At 55.2% G+C, this 17759-nt stretch carries 9 protein-coding genes; 5 read left to right on the top strand and 4 right to left on the bottom strand.

Annotated features, from left to right (window positions below; genetic code table 11):
- Positions 1-65 precede the first annotated feature (65 nt).
- The 5 genes from IEC33019_RS08110 to IEC33019_RS08090 all read left to right on the top strand — a co-directional run bounded on the left by IEC33019_RS08110 (position 66) and on the right by IEC33019_RS08090 (position 6460).
- Complete coding sequence (locus tag IEC33019_RS08110) at positions 66-719, top strand: HAD family hydrolase (RefSeq protein ID WP_070094669.1); 654 nt, start codon at positions 66-68, stop codon at positions 717-719.
- Positions 720-1033: 314 nt separating this feature from the next.
- Positions 1034-1357 carry a hypothetical protein gene (locus IEC33019_RS08105; protein ID WP_244509802.1) on the top strand — a complete coding sequence of 108 codons (324 nt, stop codon included), beginning with the start codon at positions 1034-1036 and terminating at the stop codon, positions 1355-1357.
- A gap of 243 nt (positions 1358-1600) precedes the next feature.
- On the top strand, positions 1601-2854 hold the full coding sequence (locus IEC33019_RS08100) for a tyrosine-type recombinase/integrase (protein WP_099593283.1): 1254 nt from the start codon (positions 1601-1603) through the stop codon (positions 2852-2854).
- 11 nt (positions 2855-2865) lie between these two features.
- Positions 2866-4386: a site-specific recombinase gene (locus tag IEC33019_RS08095; RefSeq protein WP_099593281.1), complete on the top strand. Its 1521-nt coding sequence runs from the start codon at positions 2866-2868 to the stop codon at positions 4384-4386.
- Positions 4373-6460: a hypothetical protein gene (locus IEC33019_RS08090; RefSeq protein WP_099593278.1), complete on the top strand. Its 2088-nt coding sequence runs from the start codon at positions 4373-4375 to the stop codon at positions 6458-6460. The genes IEC33019_RS08095 and IEC33019_RS08090 overlap by 14 nt, the downstream gene beginning before the upstream one ends.
- Before the next feature lie 1171 nt (positions 6461-7631).
- Here IEC33019_RS08090 and IEC33019_RS08075 read toward each other — a convergent pair.
- The 4 genes from IEC33019_RS08075 to IEC33019_RS08060 form a co-directional block, all read right to left on the bottom strand.
- On the bottom strand, positions 7632-13169 hold the full coding sequence (locus tag IEC33019_RS08075) for a DEAD/DEAH box helicase (RefSeq protein ID WP_099593276.1): 5538 nt from the start codon (positions 13167-13169) through the stop codon (positions 7632-7634).
- Positions 13169-13519, bottom strand: coding sequence for a hypothetical protein (locus IEC33019_RS27525; protein WP_172959805.1), 351 nt, complete (start codon positions 13517-13519; stop codon positions 13169-13171). The genes IEC33019_RS08075 and IEC33019_RS27525 overlap by 1 nt, the downstream gene beginning before the upstream one ends.
- Positions 13520-14203: 684 nt before the next feature.
- A complete protein-coding gene (locus tag IEC33019_RS08065) occupies positions 14204-16093 on the bottom strand; it encodes a hypothetical protein (RefSeq protein WP_099593271.1) in 1890 nt (629 codons plus the stop codon).
- Positions 16090-17757, bottom strand: a complete 1668-nt coding sequence (locus IEC33019_RS08060) for a hypothetical protein (protein WP_157765878.1) — start codon at positions 17755-17757, stop codon at positions 16090-16092. Before IEC33019_RS08060 ends, IEC33019_RS08065 begins: the two co-directional genes overlap by 4 nt.
- Positions 17758-17759 lie beyond the last annotated feature (2 nt).

Here is a 17759-nt window from a genome sequence, read left to right as displayed (position 1 = left end):
GTCATTTCACCGGGCGAAGGTTGAAAAGGCCTTCGCCACTCGACACTGCACCCTGGAGGTGGCCGATGGCCCTCGCACTGTTTGACCTGGACGACACTCTTATCGATGGCGACTGTGCCAGCTTGTGGAGCGGCCATATGGCCGCGCTCGGTTGGGTCGACGGGCCGAGCTTCATCGAGCGCGACCGTGAACTCATGGCGCTCTATGCGCAAGGCAAGTTGGCCATGGAGGCCTATATGACCTTCAGTCTCTCGCCCCTGGTGGGCCGCACGATAGAGGAGGTGGCCCAGGCAGTTGATCCCTTCGTGGAAGACGTCATCACCCCGCGCATACATGAGGACGCCATTGCCTGCCTCGCGCGACATCGCGAAGAGGGCGACCGTCTGCTGATCATTTCAGCGTCGGCGCACTTTTTGGTGAGCCGTATCGCCAAGCAGTTGGGTGTAGAAGAAGTACTGGCGATTGACCTTGAACACCACCAGGGCGCTTATACCGGCAATACCCGCGGGATATTGACCTACCGGGAAGGCAAAGTGGCGCGACTTCAGACCTGGCTGCAGGAGCAGGGTGAAGGGTTGGAAGGCGCTTACTTCTACTCGGATTCGCGCAATGACCTGCCGTTGCTATCGCTGGTTGCCAAGCCGCATACGGTCAATCCTGATCCTGTGTTGCAGGCGCATGCTGATGCGACGGGATGGCCGGTTTTGCAGTGGCAATGATAGTTGCTAAAGGGAAAGATAGAAGGAGTAGTTTATATAACTCAACAAAATGACTATTTAGCGTAGTTATTCCTTAAATTCATATAAGTCAGAGTAGGGTATCTCTCTCGTGATCGCTAACGCTCAGTGTCGCCGACTAGCGTTCACGGGTGAGCTATCGCCGGTTGCATAGGGAACCCACGCAGCCTGTTTAATGAGCCACTTTCCAGGATAGGTACTTGAAAGTGCCCAATGAAAAGTCTTGAGACGAAGGTCAGGCAAGGCGAAAACAGCCGAGGAAAGGTCGGAGTCGCGCTCGACTTTACGGGTTGTAAATGAGCATTCCGAAGCTGTTCGCTATGGTCAATGCGGCGATCGGCATGGAAATCTTGCACAAAAGCTTCATTTCCTGCCGGATCAGCATCAAGGTACATCTGGTGAAACCTGCACGCTTGACGCCGACGCACTCAAAGCGGCTCACCAGCACCTGCAGTCATTCGTCAGACTCAGGCCCTGGCCAGATTCGTTTAAGCGGTACCGGGAAGGAAATTTTCCGATCCGGCGCTGATGAGGCTGCTGCGGTGAACGCTGGGCAACGTGGTTATCTATTACAAGGAGCGAGGTTCGCAGGATCCATTTGTGCTGCGTTACATCGCTGAGGTCCAGGCCGGGGCTGCAGCTCACTGATTGAGCCAAGGTCCGGCTTCAAATCTGCTCACCCACGGCCCCGGTTGCCCATACAAAAATGCGCATAATGCGTATTATGTTAAACGACAGGCTATGTGATAAATGTTCATGAGCCTTGTAAGGTGCTGATTCGACGAATCCGGTTTGGATGACTAGTCTTGCAACGGGCCATGTATTTCTTGTTCATGGCGAGACCTTGAATGAGGTGTCTGCCAATGAAGCTGGTTCAGTCTCATTTCTCGTCAGGCCAGCGCGTGCCAGTGCTTGTGCAGGATGGTTCAGCGGCGCCCTTGCCCAAGCTGGTCCCATTTATCTACGTCCAGCTCAGATTCAAGCATCGTGCCTACAACACCGTCGCAGCGCACCTGCGTGCGATCCAGGCTTTCTACACCTATGCCGAAAGCCGGGGGCTTGATATCGATGAGGCCATCATGGCCTGTCACTTCGAGACGATTTTGGCACTGCTGGACGGTTACACCCTCTGGCTCCAAAGCGGTCGCCAGGCGGATAATCTGGTCGCCCGAATCGGCACAACTGCAACGGCATCTCTGCCACCGATAGATCCGCACACCCGTGACCAGTACCTGCGGCAGTTGAAGCAGTATCTGTCATGGTCTGTTACACGATACATCCCGCGCGCTCGTCAGAATTCAGCCACTCAAGCTAACCTCGAGGTGGCATTTGCAGATGTTGCCGACGTCATTGAGCGACGCTTTGACAGCCATATCACCAATGTTCGTCCCGACCATGCCCGTTATCGCAGCCTGACCGATCCCCAACTCCAGATCGTTCGCACACTGATTCGTCCGGGTGCTGTGGGAAATCCGTTTCCCAAGCGATTGCAGTTGCGCAATTGGCTAATGATTGAATTGTTGCTGGAAACCGGCATGCGTCGTGGAGAGCTTTTGAAGCTCTACACCACGGATATTAATAAGGGTTCTCAGCACGCCTATGTCACCATCAATGACCGCGAACATGACCCCGCCGACCCACGTGCTGAAGAGCCTGCGCTGAAAACCCACGGACGAACCGTAGGTATTTCTGCACAGTTGTATGAGGTCTACGAGCACTACATCCAGAGCGAACGGCGTCCTCTACGTGACGGCAAACCAATGAAATTGCTGCACCGCTATCTGTTCATCTCTGACAGAGGCCGCCCGCTGTCGATTCGCGCATTGTCTAACGTCCTCGATCGGCTGTTTCTGACCATTGAACTGGCGCATCCGGGGTTGTTGCCTACTCTTTCTGCGCATGACTTTCGCCACACCTTCGCCGACCGTTTCTTGGCTTACCTGGTCGAGCAGCGTGGGCACGACCTGGAGCGCGCCACGGACGAACTGCGGCGAGTCTGCGGTTGGGCTGAGACTTCGGCGATGCCACGTCGTTATGCAAGTCGTTATCTAGCCGAGTCGGCCAACCGCCATAACGCGCAGCGTGCCTCGGCAGCTTGGGGCCGACTTGACAGTTAAGGAGGTTCGTCGTGCCTAAATCAGCCGATCCCAAACAGGCATCACCCTCCTCCTCTCTTTCGGCCTACGTATTCGAGGGCCCGGCTCTGGTTGCGATTCGAACTCGCACCAATGATCAGCCAAAGTACGTCGATACCCGTTTGCCGGTGTGGACGTGGTACGACGGCGGGCTCGCAATGACAATCGATTGGGCTGCGCTTCAATTGAACTCAGAGCTCATCGAAATTGGGAAGGGCTTCATGGCCTACGCACTTGAGAAATACGCGCCTCGAACAGCGGCAATGTTCGCAGACTCCCTTCGCTCTTTATCTAATACGAACCTAGCGACTGGGCTCCCTTGGGAATCCGCTGAGCTAAGCTCAGCTCTTGAAAAGTTAAAAAAATCTAGAAGAGCTTTGGTAGGATTTCGGGGGTTTTATCGTTGGGCAAACGATAGAGGAATTAATGGGTTCGACACAAGATCTTACTTAAAAGTCAAGGATGCAAGATCGGATCGGGTTGATCCGTATGCGAGGATTTTTCTCTCGCAGTCTAGCTTAGAGCTCGATGAAGAAATTCGGTTGCTAAAGCGCATCGGACGAGATTTATCATTTTGCACTTGGGAGGAAATCCAGCTTAATATGGCGCTTCACTTGGGTTTCGAACTCGCACCAAGATCCATCCAGTTCCGTTCGCTAGACATTGCCGATTTTGAATTAATTGAAAGTGCTGATCATGAGACATACTATACTCTATGGCTCCCCATGGCCAAAAAGATCGGCCAGCGCAGGCCTGAGCGGCGCCCCCGCAAAATAACCACCCGCCTGGGCGAGAAAATCTCACGGCACGTTTCAGAAATTCAACGCCGTTTTGGTAGCGACTGTGAACCATTATTCGTCAATCCTTGTGGACGGCGTCTCTCGGTTCTTGAAATCGGTTCAGGCCTCAAACACGAGTTGCGTGAAGCTGGGATAGATAGGCCGAGTCAAGTAACCATGTTGTTGCGTCATCACCTCGGGCAAGGCTTGGCGGATCAGGGAACTCCGGCGGACATGATTGCCGAACTGCTCGGACACAACAGCACGGTTGCAGCGCGTGCTTACGTAACGGCCACCCCCAACATTGCCCGGGTCAAAGAGAAAGCACTAGGTAAAAGCCCGGTCTATCAACGCATCATGCGCAGCTTATTAACTGGGGAAATCGTCCAACGCCGCGACACAGCTCCTGAAAGAGCCGTCCGCGGCGTCATTGATACGCAATACATAGGCGATATTGGTGCCTGCGCCCTGCCCGTTCATACCCACTGTCCCTACAACCCGATATACGCGTGCTACACCTGCAAGAAGTTCCACCCCTTTGCTGACGGGCGCCATGAGCAGGTAAAGGATGCGCTCCAGAGGGAGGCCCAACGGTTCATTGATATGGCAGAACTGGCCGGTGACCTCATTCACAACCGGCCCCTCGCCCAGCATCAGACAACCATCCTAGCGGTAAGCGCTACGATCGAGCGCTGCCGGCGACAAAATGAGGATGCTGCAGATGACGCTGTCTAGAGCAAGTCAACGCCTCGAAGGTTTTGTTACACAGGAACAAGCGATTTTCCATTCGCTACCGATTTCAACACCGTGGGCGTCATCGTTATGGGGCGTTGGAGGCTGGTTACCACAACGGGGAAAGCAAAATACGCTCACCTTCGAGACGCACCGGCAAGCACTCGAAAAAACGGGCTATCCAACTCCGGCGAAGGGCCCACTCCCTCTCGTTTTCCAAGATTTTAACAAGGCCCTGATTGTGTATTTACAACGCACCCGGAGCCTGAAGTTTTCGATGGTGGCTGCATACAATATTGCCGTCCGCCGGCTCTACAATCCCTTGTTTGAGCGCGGTGTATCCGACCCCACACAATTGACGCGAGGAGACTTTGATCGCGTCGTAGGATTTCTCCGTGAGAGCAGCTACAAGAATCTCTATGATGCGATCTCTCACCTCCAAGTAATAGCGGATACGATTGATAATATGCAATTAACCGAGATCGCCATCCACTTTGAGCATGATATAAAGCCAGAAAAACGCCGACACGATTACATTTCATTGTACGATCCTGATCGAGTGGTAAAACAGCGTAAATCTGATGATAAATTACCTTCTCGTGAGGCGATGGAGGCATATGCCGTATGTTCGAACAATCCACTCAGTGACGGCGAAGAAATTCTGCTGCGCGTGATCGATTTATTGATCGCGACTGGACAACGAGGTAATGAAGTAGCAGTAATACCCTATGATTGTTGGGTCGAAAGGCCGATCAAAGGGACGACAGGAGAAGTAGTTGTCGACGCCCATGGCAAGCCTCTGGTCGAATGCGGGATTAGGTACTTTGCGGAAAAGCAATTTCAATCCCGAATTCATTGGTTTGCGGAAAGCGATGTCCCTCTAGCTAGGCGTGCAGTCAAGCGACTTAAGTTACTGACCCAGGAACAACGCGAAATAGCTAAATGGCAAGAAGATCATCCAGGGCGGCTCTGGGACTACTCGCCCAAGAAGGAAATGTCAGAAGCTGAAGTTTTTAGCTGGCTTGGATTCAGTCAGAATCGCGATGCGTCTCGGAACCTAAGTGCGTACTTTTCAAGAAATGGAATCCATCCTAGCAAGGCGCGGAGGCGACATTACTTAGCCGGCGATATTGAGAGTTTTCTGGTCCCTAAACTTCATGATCATGCCGCGCTTACCGAAAATGTCAGCGGTAAGCTTCGTATAGTCCTAAAAACGAGTGAAACACTTGCCATCGCATTTGAAGGACAATTTCGATTGGGGGGGCGTGAGGCCAATGTGTTCCGTGCCATCCCACGACGAGTGATGTTGGTTGACATTAACCGAGCGCTCGGCGCGGATCCGCGATTCTCGTCCATATTCTCGCGCCGTTCATTATTTGAAGCTGATGGGACACCGATCAAGCTGACTAGCCATCAACCGCGCCATTGGCGAAATACTATTTACCATCTTACTGGGATGAGCAATGTTCAGCAGGCGCTGGCTCTGGGGCGAAAACGCCTCGACCAGAATGTCTATTACCAACACACAAGCATTGAAGAAAACACCGCTACCCATCAAGAGTTCTTGGCGTTCAATAGCCATCGCGAGCGTATCGACTTTCTACATGCGGGCATAAGAGATAAGCGCATTCATGGCGCTTTGACCGACAGTTACCATGCTTTGCTATCAGATAAAGGGACAATAACTGCAGAAGCATTCCTCACCGTACACGCCACGGCGCTGCATGTGACCCCTTTCGGAGGTTGTATCCACGATTTCTCCCAGTCACCCTGCCCTAAGCATCTTCAGTGCTGGAATGGCTGCTCGCATCTACATCTGATGGGCACTCCATCGGAGCGGGTCAACCTTGAAGAACAAGCTAAGAATCTGACGAAGGTAATATCCATCATGCGAGACGCAGGGAACGGAGAGGCAGGCAGCGATGTATGGCTAGCAGACCAGGAAGACAAGCTCAACAATTTAAAATCTGTCCTTGCACGCGATACCAGTGGAGGTGTGCAACGCGTGTTTCCAAATGGGCGTCCAATCACGGTTGCGGACTCGGACAAACGACACAGTTCGGTATCAGATGACTAGGGACAACTATGGCGCGACGACAGACATTGAGGGGCAGCACTCTTGACGAAGCAATAGACGCTCTCCTCGCCCAGATGATTAGCTCAGGAGTGGAGCTCGCTCCCATTTCCCGACCGGAGGTGCAGCGCCGACTGGGCCTGACAAGCCGAGCTACGCTAGGAGGTGAGCGTGGAGACAGAATTGAGGCCGCCCGTATTGTTCAAATGAGAGAAAGCGGGAGGGATCCGGATGGTGCCCGCCGGCGCCGAAGTCTCGAAGAGCGTATTGCAAGTCTTCAAGCGGAGAATGCTGCGTTGGAAAGACAGCGAGACAAGCTTTTCGAGGCTCTGTCAGTCATAGCACACAACTGCCTTATGAACGGTTTGGACGTTGAGTCAGTTATGGCACCGTTGAGAAACAGCCGATAGGTCAGCTTAGAGGTCTTCATATCGACTACAGATTACGGCATGGTCACCTGCCAGCAGTACTAGACGGGACTGCCTCAGCTCTGACGACTACACATTGCGGTACACGTATCCTGGCTACTTCGTCCCACGCGCAAAGCGTTGACATGTGCGCCAACCGCTCGTAGAGTTTGGCTGGTAGCCCTTGAGGCACTTTAGCTTTATCTCCCCTAGAGGGATCTGCAAAGCCCGGTAACGACCGGGCTTTTGCCTTACTGATGTGTTGCTCTGAACTCTCATAAGACGTTCCCTCGTAATCACCCTTTTATCGCTGTTGTGTTTTAAGCCAGACGCAGATTGCTCAGGGCGATCGTACTCGGCCTCGGTTTAATGCAACAAGCTATCTACGAAATCCAGCGCGATCCACAGGCCTGCTGCTGACTTACCAGATATCGTGTTGGCGTCTGGTGCAGTGGTCATATACGTCAACGCAAAGATGTATCAATGAACAACCCGAACGAGATCATGCTGATAGGCCACGCGGAGACAGTACTGCCCAATCTGATTGATCTCGCGCTGATGAACTGAGTCTTCTTGCCGTCTGTTTTCAATGCTTGACAGCCCCACCCTAGCCTTCCACCTACCGCACGTGTCTGCTCGCAAATGAGGTTGGCCTTGATTACTTTTCCAGGCCAGCATATTCGGTAATTGCGAGCCCGTTGGCCGCTCTTAGTGCGGCCAACGGGCCTTCGCCCTTGCTTTATACGCGCGGTTTAGTCCCTGTTTGGCTACTCGAACAACTCCTTGATCCTTTGGTGGGCACCGGACATATCTGACCGGAGCAAATACTCATTCAGGGCCAGATGGCCATCCACGCCTTTCGCTGACGCCACACCATGCACGAAATCTGGCGTGTGAATAAGCCCAGGGAAGCAGCCGACTGCAAGGCTTCGACCATTGCGCTGCACCATCATCGGTACTGATCCCACCGCATCGAACCTACACTGGTAACCGTCGAGTACGAGGCTGGCGCGCAATTGCGACAGTGTCTGCCACTGCTCCTCTAAGGACGCACAGCCAGGCTCTACGCCATCCACGGCGTACTTCAATAGCGTGGCTCCGAGATGCCTGTTGAGACGGCTCTGCAGGTGTTGATTATGGAAGTGATTCAAGCACTCGGTGCAGGACGTTTCACAGTCGCAGTTCTCTAACAATTGGCGGGTTGCCTCTAGGATCTCTACGATGTGGCGGGCTGCGATCTCTGCGTAGCCAGCTCCTCCTGAAAGAGTGTCATACAGGAAGACTTCCAGTACACGCGCCTCCCCCTGCACTCCGGGATCGATCCTGAAGCCCGACCCGAACTCTGAGGGGTCGAGATCCAATTGTTGATGCCGGCTTGCCGCTAGCCTTAGCGCCTCAGCTATAGAGTGAAGAGCATCCTCAAGGATTTGCAGGACCACAACCTCGGCCGTATTCGTAACCAGCGGCGCTTCAATTTTCAATCTGAGCAGTAGCAAGTCAGTCTTGAAATCATGACCTAGGAGGACTTGCTCAAAGCGTCCGGAGCACTGTGCAGGTGTGCCTTTGGGAGCTAGCAACTTGTAAGGCCGGTCATGTGCGCCGAGATGAGCGTTGCGGTCAGACACAGAAGCGTGGCCGCATTCAACGCATACTAGGAAGCCACTAGATTCGGCCCCCTCTATGCCCCGGTTGACTGTCACCAGCGTCTGGTCAACTGCATGGGTGAAACTCGCCTTCGGCCCACAGGGGTGAAAGAATAACTCATCAGGATTAACAGGCTGCGGAAATTGCGCCATCGTTGCGAAGGTAATTTCCTGCTCTCGATCGTTTTCAGGCAAGTCTTCAGCTTTTTCCGGGCCGAACACCTCCGGCAAGATCATCATCTCTGTGGCAAGCACGCCGCCGCATACCGGACATGGATCTTTGGGGTCGGATGGCATATTGGGGTTGCGGACGAAAGTGCAGGTTTTGCAATGAACATGGCGCTTGGCATTTTTGAACAGAGGTGCCGCGCGATTGACCACATTCCCTGGCAGGTCGGCGAAGACCCCACCGGATCGATAAGTATGTCGATCGATCACGATGAGCCGTCCTGGGGCATATTCACTCAAGGCTTTGCTGATCGACTGCTGCGGACGTTGGACAGTCTGAATTTCCAACCTGCCATTTACCTTGGCCATGCTCTCCACCAAGAAGCTGCACAAATTCGTTGGAAACGCATAGGTAGGCAGTAAGCCGTGGTGGAAAAGAAACTCCAGCAATTCCTTTTGCTCAATTTCAGCGTCGGATGCATTGCTGTCATCGTCATTGACCTCATCTACCTCTTGCACTTCGCTCTCGTCGGCTTGACTTAACGCCTGTTGCGGTAGCTGCGCCGCTAGCTCATGCAACCTCTGCATCAAACCATGAACGGTCTCTTCGAGCCACTCCATCAAGGTGACCCCTTGCGTATCGAGACTCGGCGGGAGCCATGCCAGCACGGACCTTTTTAAAGGGCCATTGTCCTGAAGCACGTTACTCGTGATCCATGCCTTGAACTGCTCGAGATTAAGCCCGGAATCGTTACCGCCAAAAAAGAAATCATGGGTCGCACCCAGTGCCTTTTGCAGCAATGCCGTCTTGGATGATGGCAGTACCGGATTCTTGGCCATGACTTCATGGAAGAACGTCTGGAACAAATAGGCGTGGACGTGACGACGAGCAATCTTGGCGTTATCCACCTTGATCTCGGGCGTGCGAGGTGGTCCGGCCACTATGTACCGGGGGTTCAGGAAATAGTGACTGTCGTGCGGGCCGTTTTGTGAATAGGTCACTACCGTGGAAACGGATGCACCTCGGCGCCCCGCCCGCCCAGCGCGTTGCTGATAGTTTTCTCGTTGAGGAGGCACGTTGCGCAGAGCAACCGCTACCAATGAACCGATGTCGACGCCTACTTCCATGGTCGTCGTGCAACTGAGCACATCGATCGGGCGGTCGCTAGCATCGATCAGCACATCCTGGAAACGCAGTTCATAAAGCTCCGTGGTCGCATGCACTTTGTTTCGATCACGATTCGACAACTGTGCCGTGTGCTCTTCCACGTTGAGATTGGAGAGCCTCGCACCTGGCTGCAATGCCTCCCATACCGGTTCGCGCCAGAGTCCCTTGCGGGCGGTTAGATATTCACTCATGGCAGGATCCACAAGCGTGGCACGATCACTCCCGCACGCCAGGCAAATTTTGCCTGATAATGCGAGCGGTGTGACGGCCGTGCACTGGCCGCATTGCGCCCAGACGTGATCGAGGTTCACCACTAAGTTAAGTGAGTTAGGCGACAGGAACCAGCCGCCGTTTTCCTCGTCGGCCAAGTGATTACGCAGCGTCGCTTCGATGACCTCTAGTGTTGCCAAGTGACCGGGCAGATGGGTGGCGAGTGCCTCTCTCAGCGCTTTGTCAAACTTACCGTTGCTGCTCCACGATGGTTTTCCATATCCCGCCGCTTTGATACGCAGGATACGATCAATCGATTTGTCAAACGCAAAGTCCTGCAGCAGCATTTCTATCCAGCCGATGGCCAGTGCTCGCAGGTCCTGGTCCGCGATTGTTACACCCGCCGCAACGAGATCTTGTTTGATTTTCCTCAGCTTGGTGGTGACTGGCTCGACGTAGCCAATGGTGGTCCCAGTCAATGAGTAGTAGCTACTGCACAGCAGCTTGAGCAAAGCGATGCGATAGCGTGCTGGCAACTCTGGAGGCAGACCGTTTTGTTGTAGTGCCTCTTCCAAATCAGAGTCGCAATCGCGTTTGTACAGTGCAATCGCGTCGGCGACCTTGCGCGCGTCAACGCCATCAAACAGCGGCAGGTCAAACTCGCTGAGAACTGCTAGAAAACCTGTGTAAAGCACTTGCGTAGGCCGCGGTTCCCGCGAAATATCTCGCAGTTTTTGGCAGGCCAAGGCAATCGCTTGCCGGAAGACGTCCAATTCGATGTCGCGAGGAATGTCTCGTGCCAGACGAGCCGCTTTCTGCCGGCCGTCCGAAAAGATAAGGACCTTGCGCCCACCGTTCGGGTGGCGGGCATCCACGACCCTGCTCTCTGGCTGCCTGGCCATCTGGGTTCGAACCAGAGTAGTAAACGGTGCCTCCCCCTTGGTCACGTGGTCCATGATCTTTGAGGGTTCATCTTTACCATTGCGGATCCTTCGCGTGCAGACGGGGCAATTATCGAAGGTAATTGGTTCCCCTATTGGCGTTTTGTCCGGCACTCGCACCCTGCGAAACCCCTCGACCCCTTCCTGGCTGGTCGAGCTCATGATGCCCGTCGAAATATGCAGCCATTTGTCGCGGTGACGGCTTCGCGGGTGCGTCGTTTCCTCAACAAAAATATCCACTGGCATCAACGCCGCCGTACCCGCTTCGGAGAACGGGCCATTGGGTTGGTGCCAGACGAAATCCATGGCTGCGTTCACGTAGCCGCGCACGAAGGCAGCACCGCAATCACGATGGGTCAGAAATTCAAACACTCGACCTTTGGACTCGCAGTTGCATTGCGTCGAGGGCTTGGTGCGCAGGCTTCCCAGGACAGTTGAGCCCTCGTGTTTACCGTGACGACTGGAGCAATCAGGATCAATGCATGCATAGAGTCCCGGCAAGCCGCGGTGAAACAGGTGGAGCCGCGTCGGTAATAAAACCCGGCCATCCGCACGTCGTTGGGCGTAGCTTCCCAGCGCCAGCAACGCATCGGTGGCCTTTTCTGGGCTGTTGTCCTGCGTCCTACCGAAGAGTTTTTCGCCGAGGTCATCAAGCTTTTCGGCTTTGCCTGAGACCAGCTCGATCAGCCTCTCCAAGGGGCCAAACTCAGTGAGGTTCTCGAACAGCCAGTTCCGCAGCCCGGCGTGATCCGAGCCTTGGAACGAGTCCCAGCCGAGTGCTCGAGCCAGGTCATTCAGCGCACGCATCGCTGATGACAAGTCGTTTGCCGCGCGCTGAAACGCAGGCAGATCCAAAGAGGCCAGCGCTTGCATTTGCGCATCGGTGATGCTGCGGTCACCGGGCCGGAGTTCATGGGTACCTTGAATGACGCGAAGTCGACGCGGCGAGCTTTCTTGTAAACCGGTCAAGTCGCGGGCAAACCGCTCACCGTTGTACGCTGCAGCCTCCTCGCTGCCCAGACTCGCACTGGTCAGAATGCAGCGCATACGCTCGCGTGGGATGTCCAAGCGGGCGCAGAGTCGACGAATCAGCAGCGCGACCTCTGCCCCACCCGCTCCGCGGTACATGTGTGCTTCATCGAGTACCAGAATGAACTCGTTGCGAACATCACTTTTCAACCAGTCCTTGGTCTGTTCGAAGATGTCCCGCTCGATGGGACGCATTAGCATATATTCGAGCATTGAATAGTTGGTGATTAGCAGTTCGGGGCAGCGCACCTGCATTTCGTCACGCGTCATCAACTCACGGTCACCAGGCTGCGTGAGGAGTCGCCCTTTCCAGTTTTTGGAAATGAACTGTTTGCCTTGCCGCTTACCCGACGAATAGGTCTTGGTCTGCACCGAGTCATCGGCATAAAAGCCCACGAGATCTTTGCTCGGCCAGCGGCCGATCCTAGCCAACTCGCCCTGGACTGCCGGGACGTTGGCGACCCTTTTGTAGAATTGCTCGAACAGCGGCTTGATGAAGCGTTCATCGCGGCTACTTTCCCGCTTGCCCGGGTAAGGCGTGCGCCCGGTATAACTGCCAAAGCGAATTGGCAATGTCCGGCCCTGCTGCAAGATACCCGCTGCGTCGGCGTTGCCAAAAATGCGACGAATTCGCGCCAATTGGTCATTGACTAGTGCGTTCATGGGATACAAGAGCATGGCCCTGCACCCGGGCATTGATGCGGACTTTGGCCGCTCTGCTCCCTCGATTGCCAGGGAGCCAATCACTGGCATGAGAAAACTTTCGGTTTTTCCTGAGCCCGTACCAGTCGCGATGACTAAGTCCGCCGACTCATCACCCAAGAATGCGCTCAAGGCCTGCGCCTGATGTTCATAGGGGCGGGGATAGAGTCCCAAGCCCATCCCGGACAAGTCGTTCAACACTGAAGCAGCCGCCGGCGGGATGGCCAAGTGCTGATAAGCTTCACCTGTTTTATAGACTTGCGTGGCCTCCACGTAGGGGGTCTGGGCGATGGTAGCATTGGCTTGCAAAAGCGCGTGGCGCTCCCTGACCAGTCCTTCATCCCGGATGTGATATTGCGCCTCGATATACTGCCGCAAGCTTTCGGTGAGACTTTTCGCGGTCTCGTGCACCCCGACAGCCTCTGCCATGGACGTGTTGTTCATTAGATCCTTCCTTGTGCGCCGCCGCGCTCGACCAAAACAATGCCTAATCCCTCAAGCGCACAGCGCACAATGGGGAATGTTTCGACTGGTATTACATGGATTTTCAACCCGGCATGATCACTCTCGGTTCTAGGTAATTCCCAGCCGAGCAGCAGTGCCTTCTCCTGCTCAGGCGGAAGCCGGCGATACGATCGCAAGGTCACAAACCGTGGGGAGCTTTCTATTTGCATCTTACAAGGCCGGCCCGCTTCGAGATCCAGATAGAAGCGCAGGCGACGTGCGTCAGATGCCTCGATGGATGTCAACTGTTCAAGCCGACCGCAGTGAAACTTGCCTATGAAATAACTCACTATGTTCTCGGTTCGACACTTGGCCAGGAAGTGTCCGGAGTTACTGGGCTGACTTACCAGCTCAGACCAACGTCCCTGCACATACGCGGATACAGGCGCGACATCCGTTGGACAAGAGGTAAAACGTCTGGACGCTTGCATGAGAAAGTTAGAAGACCAGGTTGCCAATCCCTCAAGAGGCGCACCGATCCAGTCACTCGGGTCGCCCATATCCAGCCATCCCGCACAGAGTGACGTCGGTATCACCCGCACTCGCCCGAGTGCCCTAGCCTTAACGCTTCGCGGGAAACGCGGTGAGGGTCCGCCACCCAGTACGACCGCGTAGCCGTCCTGAGACCTGATCGCTCGTGGAGGAGGAGGCAACCATCCTTTTTCAACCCGAACCAAATCGCCGATCTGCTCTAGGCTGTCGAGAATGCTCAGTACGCCAGGTTTGGCCTCCGTGTCATCCAGCATCCCTGGCCAAATTGGCCCAAGATGTTTTCGGGTCAGGCTGGTCAGGCTGAGTGAAGCCACAGGTGTCCACGCGCCCCGATTTTCGGTAGGCATCGCGCGTAGGAAGCAGGCAGCACGGAGACATTCCGCGATAGCGGCGATCCGCAGACCTTCGCCTTGGGTGGTGCAACTTAGGCCATTGGCCAAGATGCTTTGTGCCTCGTGCCGGGACAGTGCTTGCCATCTCATCTAGGCCCCCTCGAGATGCGAAGTTTCAGCCTGGTGTTGAGCCATGACCTGCTCTGCCAGGCGGGCTAAATCGTCGACCGGACCGCCTGTACTCTTTGCCCAAGGCAGTGCCCATGCCGTTAAAAGAGCATACAGGTCCCCTTCCTCGCTGCTTCCTGCAGCAGTCCGTAAGCGCAGATAGGCTCGTTCGGCGCATCTTCTCCAAAGGTTGCCCGGCTGAAAGCCCGCCTCTTTCAGCAGTTCCTCCAACTCCGCCACGAGAGCACCGGACATGCCGCTGTCGAAGCCCTCAAGTTGGTCCCATGACTCTTGCGCGAGATGACCATACTTCACATTGATCAATCGGGAAGTTACGCCACGCATGGGAAGCACATCGGTATCAAAAACCGGGCCGAGTTCGGCAAGTGTGCCACCGCCTGGAAATGCTGCGGGTCCCTGGGCCCACGAGGCGACCAGCGCAAGTCGGGGGTAGACGGACATCGCTAGTTGACGGCGGGTAATCACCTCGCGAATGGCTGAGCCATAGACTTCAAAGGCGGAGCGATTTGCGCCTTTCAGGGCTAGGCAGCCTGAGGTCTCTCCCACTATTTCCAGGCATTCCGCCGCTGCCTCATCCGAGACAAGGCCGACAGGGATGCGCCACTCGTGGTAGCTTGATCCACCCACGGCCGCAGCCAGTGCGTCAGCGACCACGTCCGCCAACGACCCGGTAAATTGGATCAACTGACCGGCGGCAAGCGCGGCTATGATTTGACGTGCAACGGTCAGTGCTGTCCCTTTGACGAAACCGCATGCTTGTAGGTTGGTGGAGATCAAATCGCACGCAGTCTCCACGCTTAGGATCTCGACAAGTGGCCCCTGAGGCTCTGCTTCAAACAGACGAACCTGCGACGTAGGGGGTGACTCGCTCCTTACTGTACCAACGCTACTTTGCAAAGTTTCCAGGCGTTCTGACAGCCGCGCTACAGCTTCTGTGGTCTCTACCCAAGCCGTTTCGCGTGCAGTGATAGGCTTTAGCCGGTTTTCGATCGCACTGAGGTGTGCCGTCATCTCATCCCAAGCACCTGACCGCTCAGACAGCACCTTCACTGCTTCGCTCAAGGAACGGATGTCGTCTTGGGCTGCTTCGTCGGAAGCACCGGCGCGCATGGCGTTCTCTTCCAATGCGCGGACGGTCGATACCAACTGCTCATCCGCGGCAAGGAGGCGTTCTGTCAGTGCGCGAAGTTCGGCGAGGTCGCGCGTCGACTCAGTGGCGCGCTCCCTGATGTCACGCAGTTCTCCAGCTAGGTTGTCATCCTTCAAGCGCAGTGCATTGAGCTGTTCGACAAAAGCATCATCTGTCGCTTCAAGGCTCTCAACGCTGTCCTCTAGAGTGCCGACGCGATCCGGCAAGGCTTCAAACAGTCGATCACGCGCCACTATGGCCGCAGTGCGGAATTTGCTCAGTTCTGTCTGAGTGTCGGCGTGGTCAGCGAACCCACTAAACGCGATCAAGCGCTCTACCGTCTCGCGTGGGGCATCCGGGAAACGTTCAACGAGCTTCGCCAGAAAAAGCGGGCCCGCATCATTAGCGGGCGGCAATTTGTCACCTGCGGGGAAATCTTTGTGCAGATGATTTCTCGCCCACTCTACCCAGAAGTTGGCGAAGGCCTTCCAATCGGCTTCACTCTTCTGGCCACCCAGTGGATGCAATAGATGACTGATGAGTCGCTTTTGCTTGGCTTTGAAGTCAGTGGGTGTCCCGCTGCGAAAACCGTCAATGGCGGTCATCCGGTCATAGCAGGATTTTCGATAGCTATGCGGTACTTCCTCAATAAACTCGGTAAGGGACTGCTGGTCGAACGCCGAGATCCGAACTCTGGCCTCCTGGCTGTAGTAGTAACTCATGGCGAGACACTTTTTCCTGAAGATTTGACCTCAAAACCGCAGGCGATAACGTCCTTGATCAAGGCACGGTAATGCGGAATTAGCGGAGGTTGTGGTTGGAGGGCGCCGAACGCGTAAACCAACTGGACATCGTCGGCGTCAATGTGGGCCGGCGCAGAGCACTGCAATTGCGTCATAAAGCTGCGCAGCCGCAAGCGTATAGATGGCCCGAGACATGGCACAGCGATGTCCGACGGGCACTGTGCGCTACCACGTAAACGCAGCCTGCCGAAGCCGCCTAGGTCGAGGTCGACGTGGCATGCAGCATCAATCAAACCGTCAATAACGATCGCTTGTAGTTCTGGCGTAAACAAGCGCTGATGCTGGTTGTGAGGCGCGCTCAGATCACTTGCTGCCAGCTCGTACTTGAGGCCAGTGGCAGCGCGTTCGAGGTAAACAGAGCCCGACGCACCAGGAGGTATTGACAGGTATTCCAGTCTCATCTGATTGAGCCTGGCCAAGGCGATACATTCCTTGCATCGGGCTCCTTCGAAGGGCACGACCAAGCGCACGCCGGCGGTGTTAGTGAAAGCCACCTCCACCCCAGGCAAATCGATCGCAGCGTCGACGTTGAAGGTCGTCGATACGTATTTTTCAATCTCCGACGTACCAGCGTTGGCCACGTGGAACTGCTGACGGCTGTCAGGTATCAAGGCAAATAGTGCCGGATCTCGATCCACTCCTGTTGCCGAAAGCCGATTCTGCCCGCTCAGCAGTAACATGGTTGGCCCGTTAGCGGTCTGCCCTACCGGCATTCCTCGGGCTGTGAGGATGATTGCGGTCGAGGCAACGCATTCGGCGGAATTTAAACTGGAACTCTGGGTCAAGAACGGCCAAGCGATTGAAATACTTGGCACGGCCCCATTGATGGTCAAGCCGGTCAAGGACTCCAGCCATTCTGCACAGGCATCGGAAGGTGACGTGGGCACCGTAATAAGAGCTAGGTTCCAACCCTCACGACTGTGAAATTTATCAGGAACCAGTTCCTCTGGAAAATTCAGGTTCTCCGGTGCCTTCCACAACAGAGCGTAGCTACCGTCCGTTCTGAGCTCCTGGGCTCTGGGAAAGCCCGGCGTTCTGTCCCCTGCCAAGGCCGTAAATACTGCGGCCCCGAAGGTGGGCAATCCGTGACAGGTGCGCTCTACACCATCGGTAAAATGCCGATCGGGGGTGCCTTGGAACGACACGATGCGAAAACTCTCTTGCGAAAGTTCCGCAGTCACGCGGCGGCCGTTCGGCATTCCGCGCATGTCAATCTCTTGAAGAATCCCATTGCCTACGTCCAGGGTGAAACTCGCGTCGCAGGGCCGACAAGACGGTAGTGTTAGTTCCAGATACCAGGCAGCGCGGTTTCTCCCTCTCTCAATTTTCAGCCGTAGTTCCATACTACGCATGGGCCGCGCCGACAATGCGAGCCCGGCTCCATGCTGACCGTGCAGGCCTGGCACAAAATTATCGCACTGTGCCGAGCCGAAACCTGGCCAATGAGCAAAGCACTTTTTCTGCTTGATCCCAGCCCGATGTAATACCTTTGCGCGACAGATCGGGCACACATAACGTCCCTTGCGTGTGGCCTGCTCTGCTGACTCAACCTGGTTTGTTAACGTATTGACGGCGTAATCCAAGG

It is taken from the genome of Pseudomonas putida (assembly GCF_002741075.1).
Lineage (GTDB): Bacteria > Pseudomonadota > Gammaproteobacteria > Pseudomonadales > Pseudomonadaceae > Aquipseudomonas > Aquipseudomonas putida_T.
Note: the sequence above shows the minus strand (reverse complement) of the source record. Positions and strands in the feature narration are given on the sequence as shown.

Coding starts and splice junctions, on each gene's coding strand:
- IEC33019_RS08110 (WP_070094669.1), top strand. CDS start 66: ATGGCCCTCGCACTGTTTGACCTGGACGACACTCTTATCGATGGCGAC.
- IEC33019_RS08100 (WP_099593283.1), top strand. CDS start 1,601: ATGAAGCTGGTTCAGTCTCATTTCTCGTCAGGCCAGCGCGTGCCAGTG.
- IEC33019_RS08075 (WP_099593276.1), bottom strand. CDS start 13,169: ATGAACAACACGTCCATGGCAGAGGCTGTCGGGGTGCACGAGACCGCG.
- IEC33019_RS08105 (WP_244509802.1), top strand. CDS start 1,034: ATGAGCATTCCGAAGCTGTTCGCTATGGTCAATGCGGCGATCGGCATG.
- IEC33019_RS08090 (WP_099593278.1), top strand. CDS start 4,373: ATGACGCTGTCTAGAGCAAGTCAACGCCTCGAAGGTTTTGTTACACAG.
- IEC33019_RS08065 (WP_099593271.1), bottom strand. CDS start 16,093: ATGAGTTACTACTACAGCCAGGAGGCCAGAGTTCGGATCTCGGCGTTC.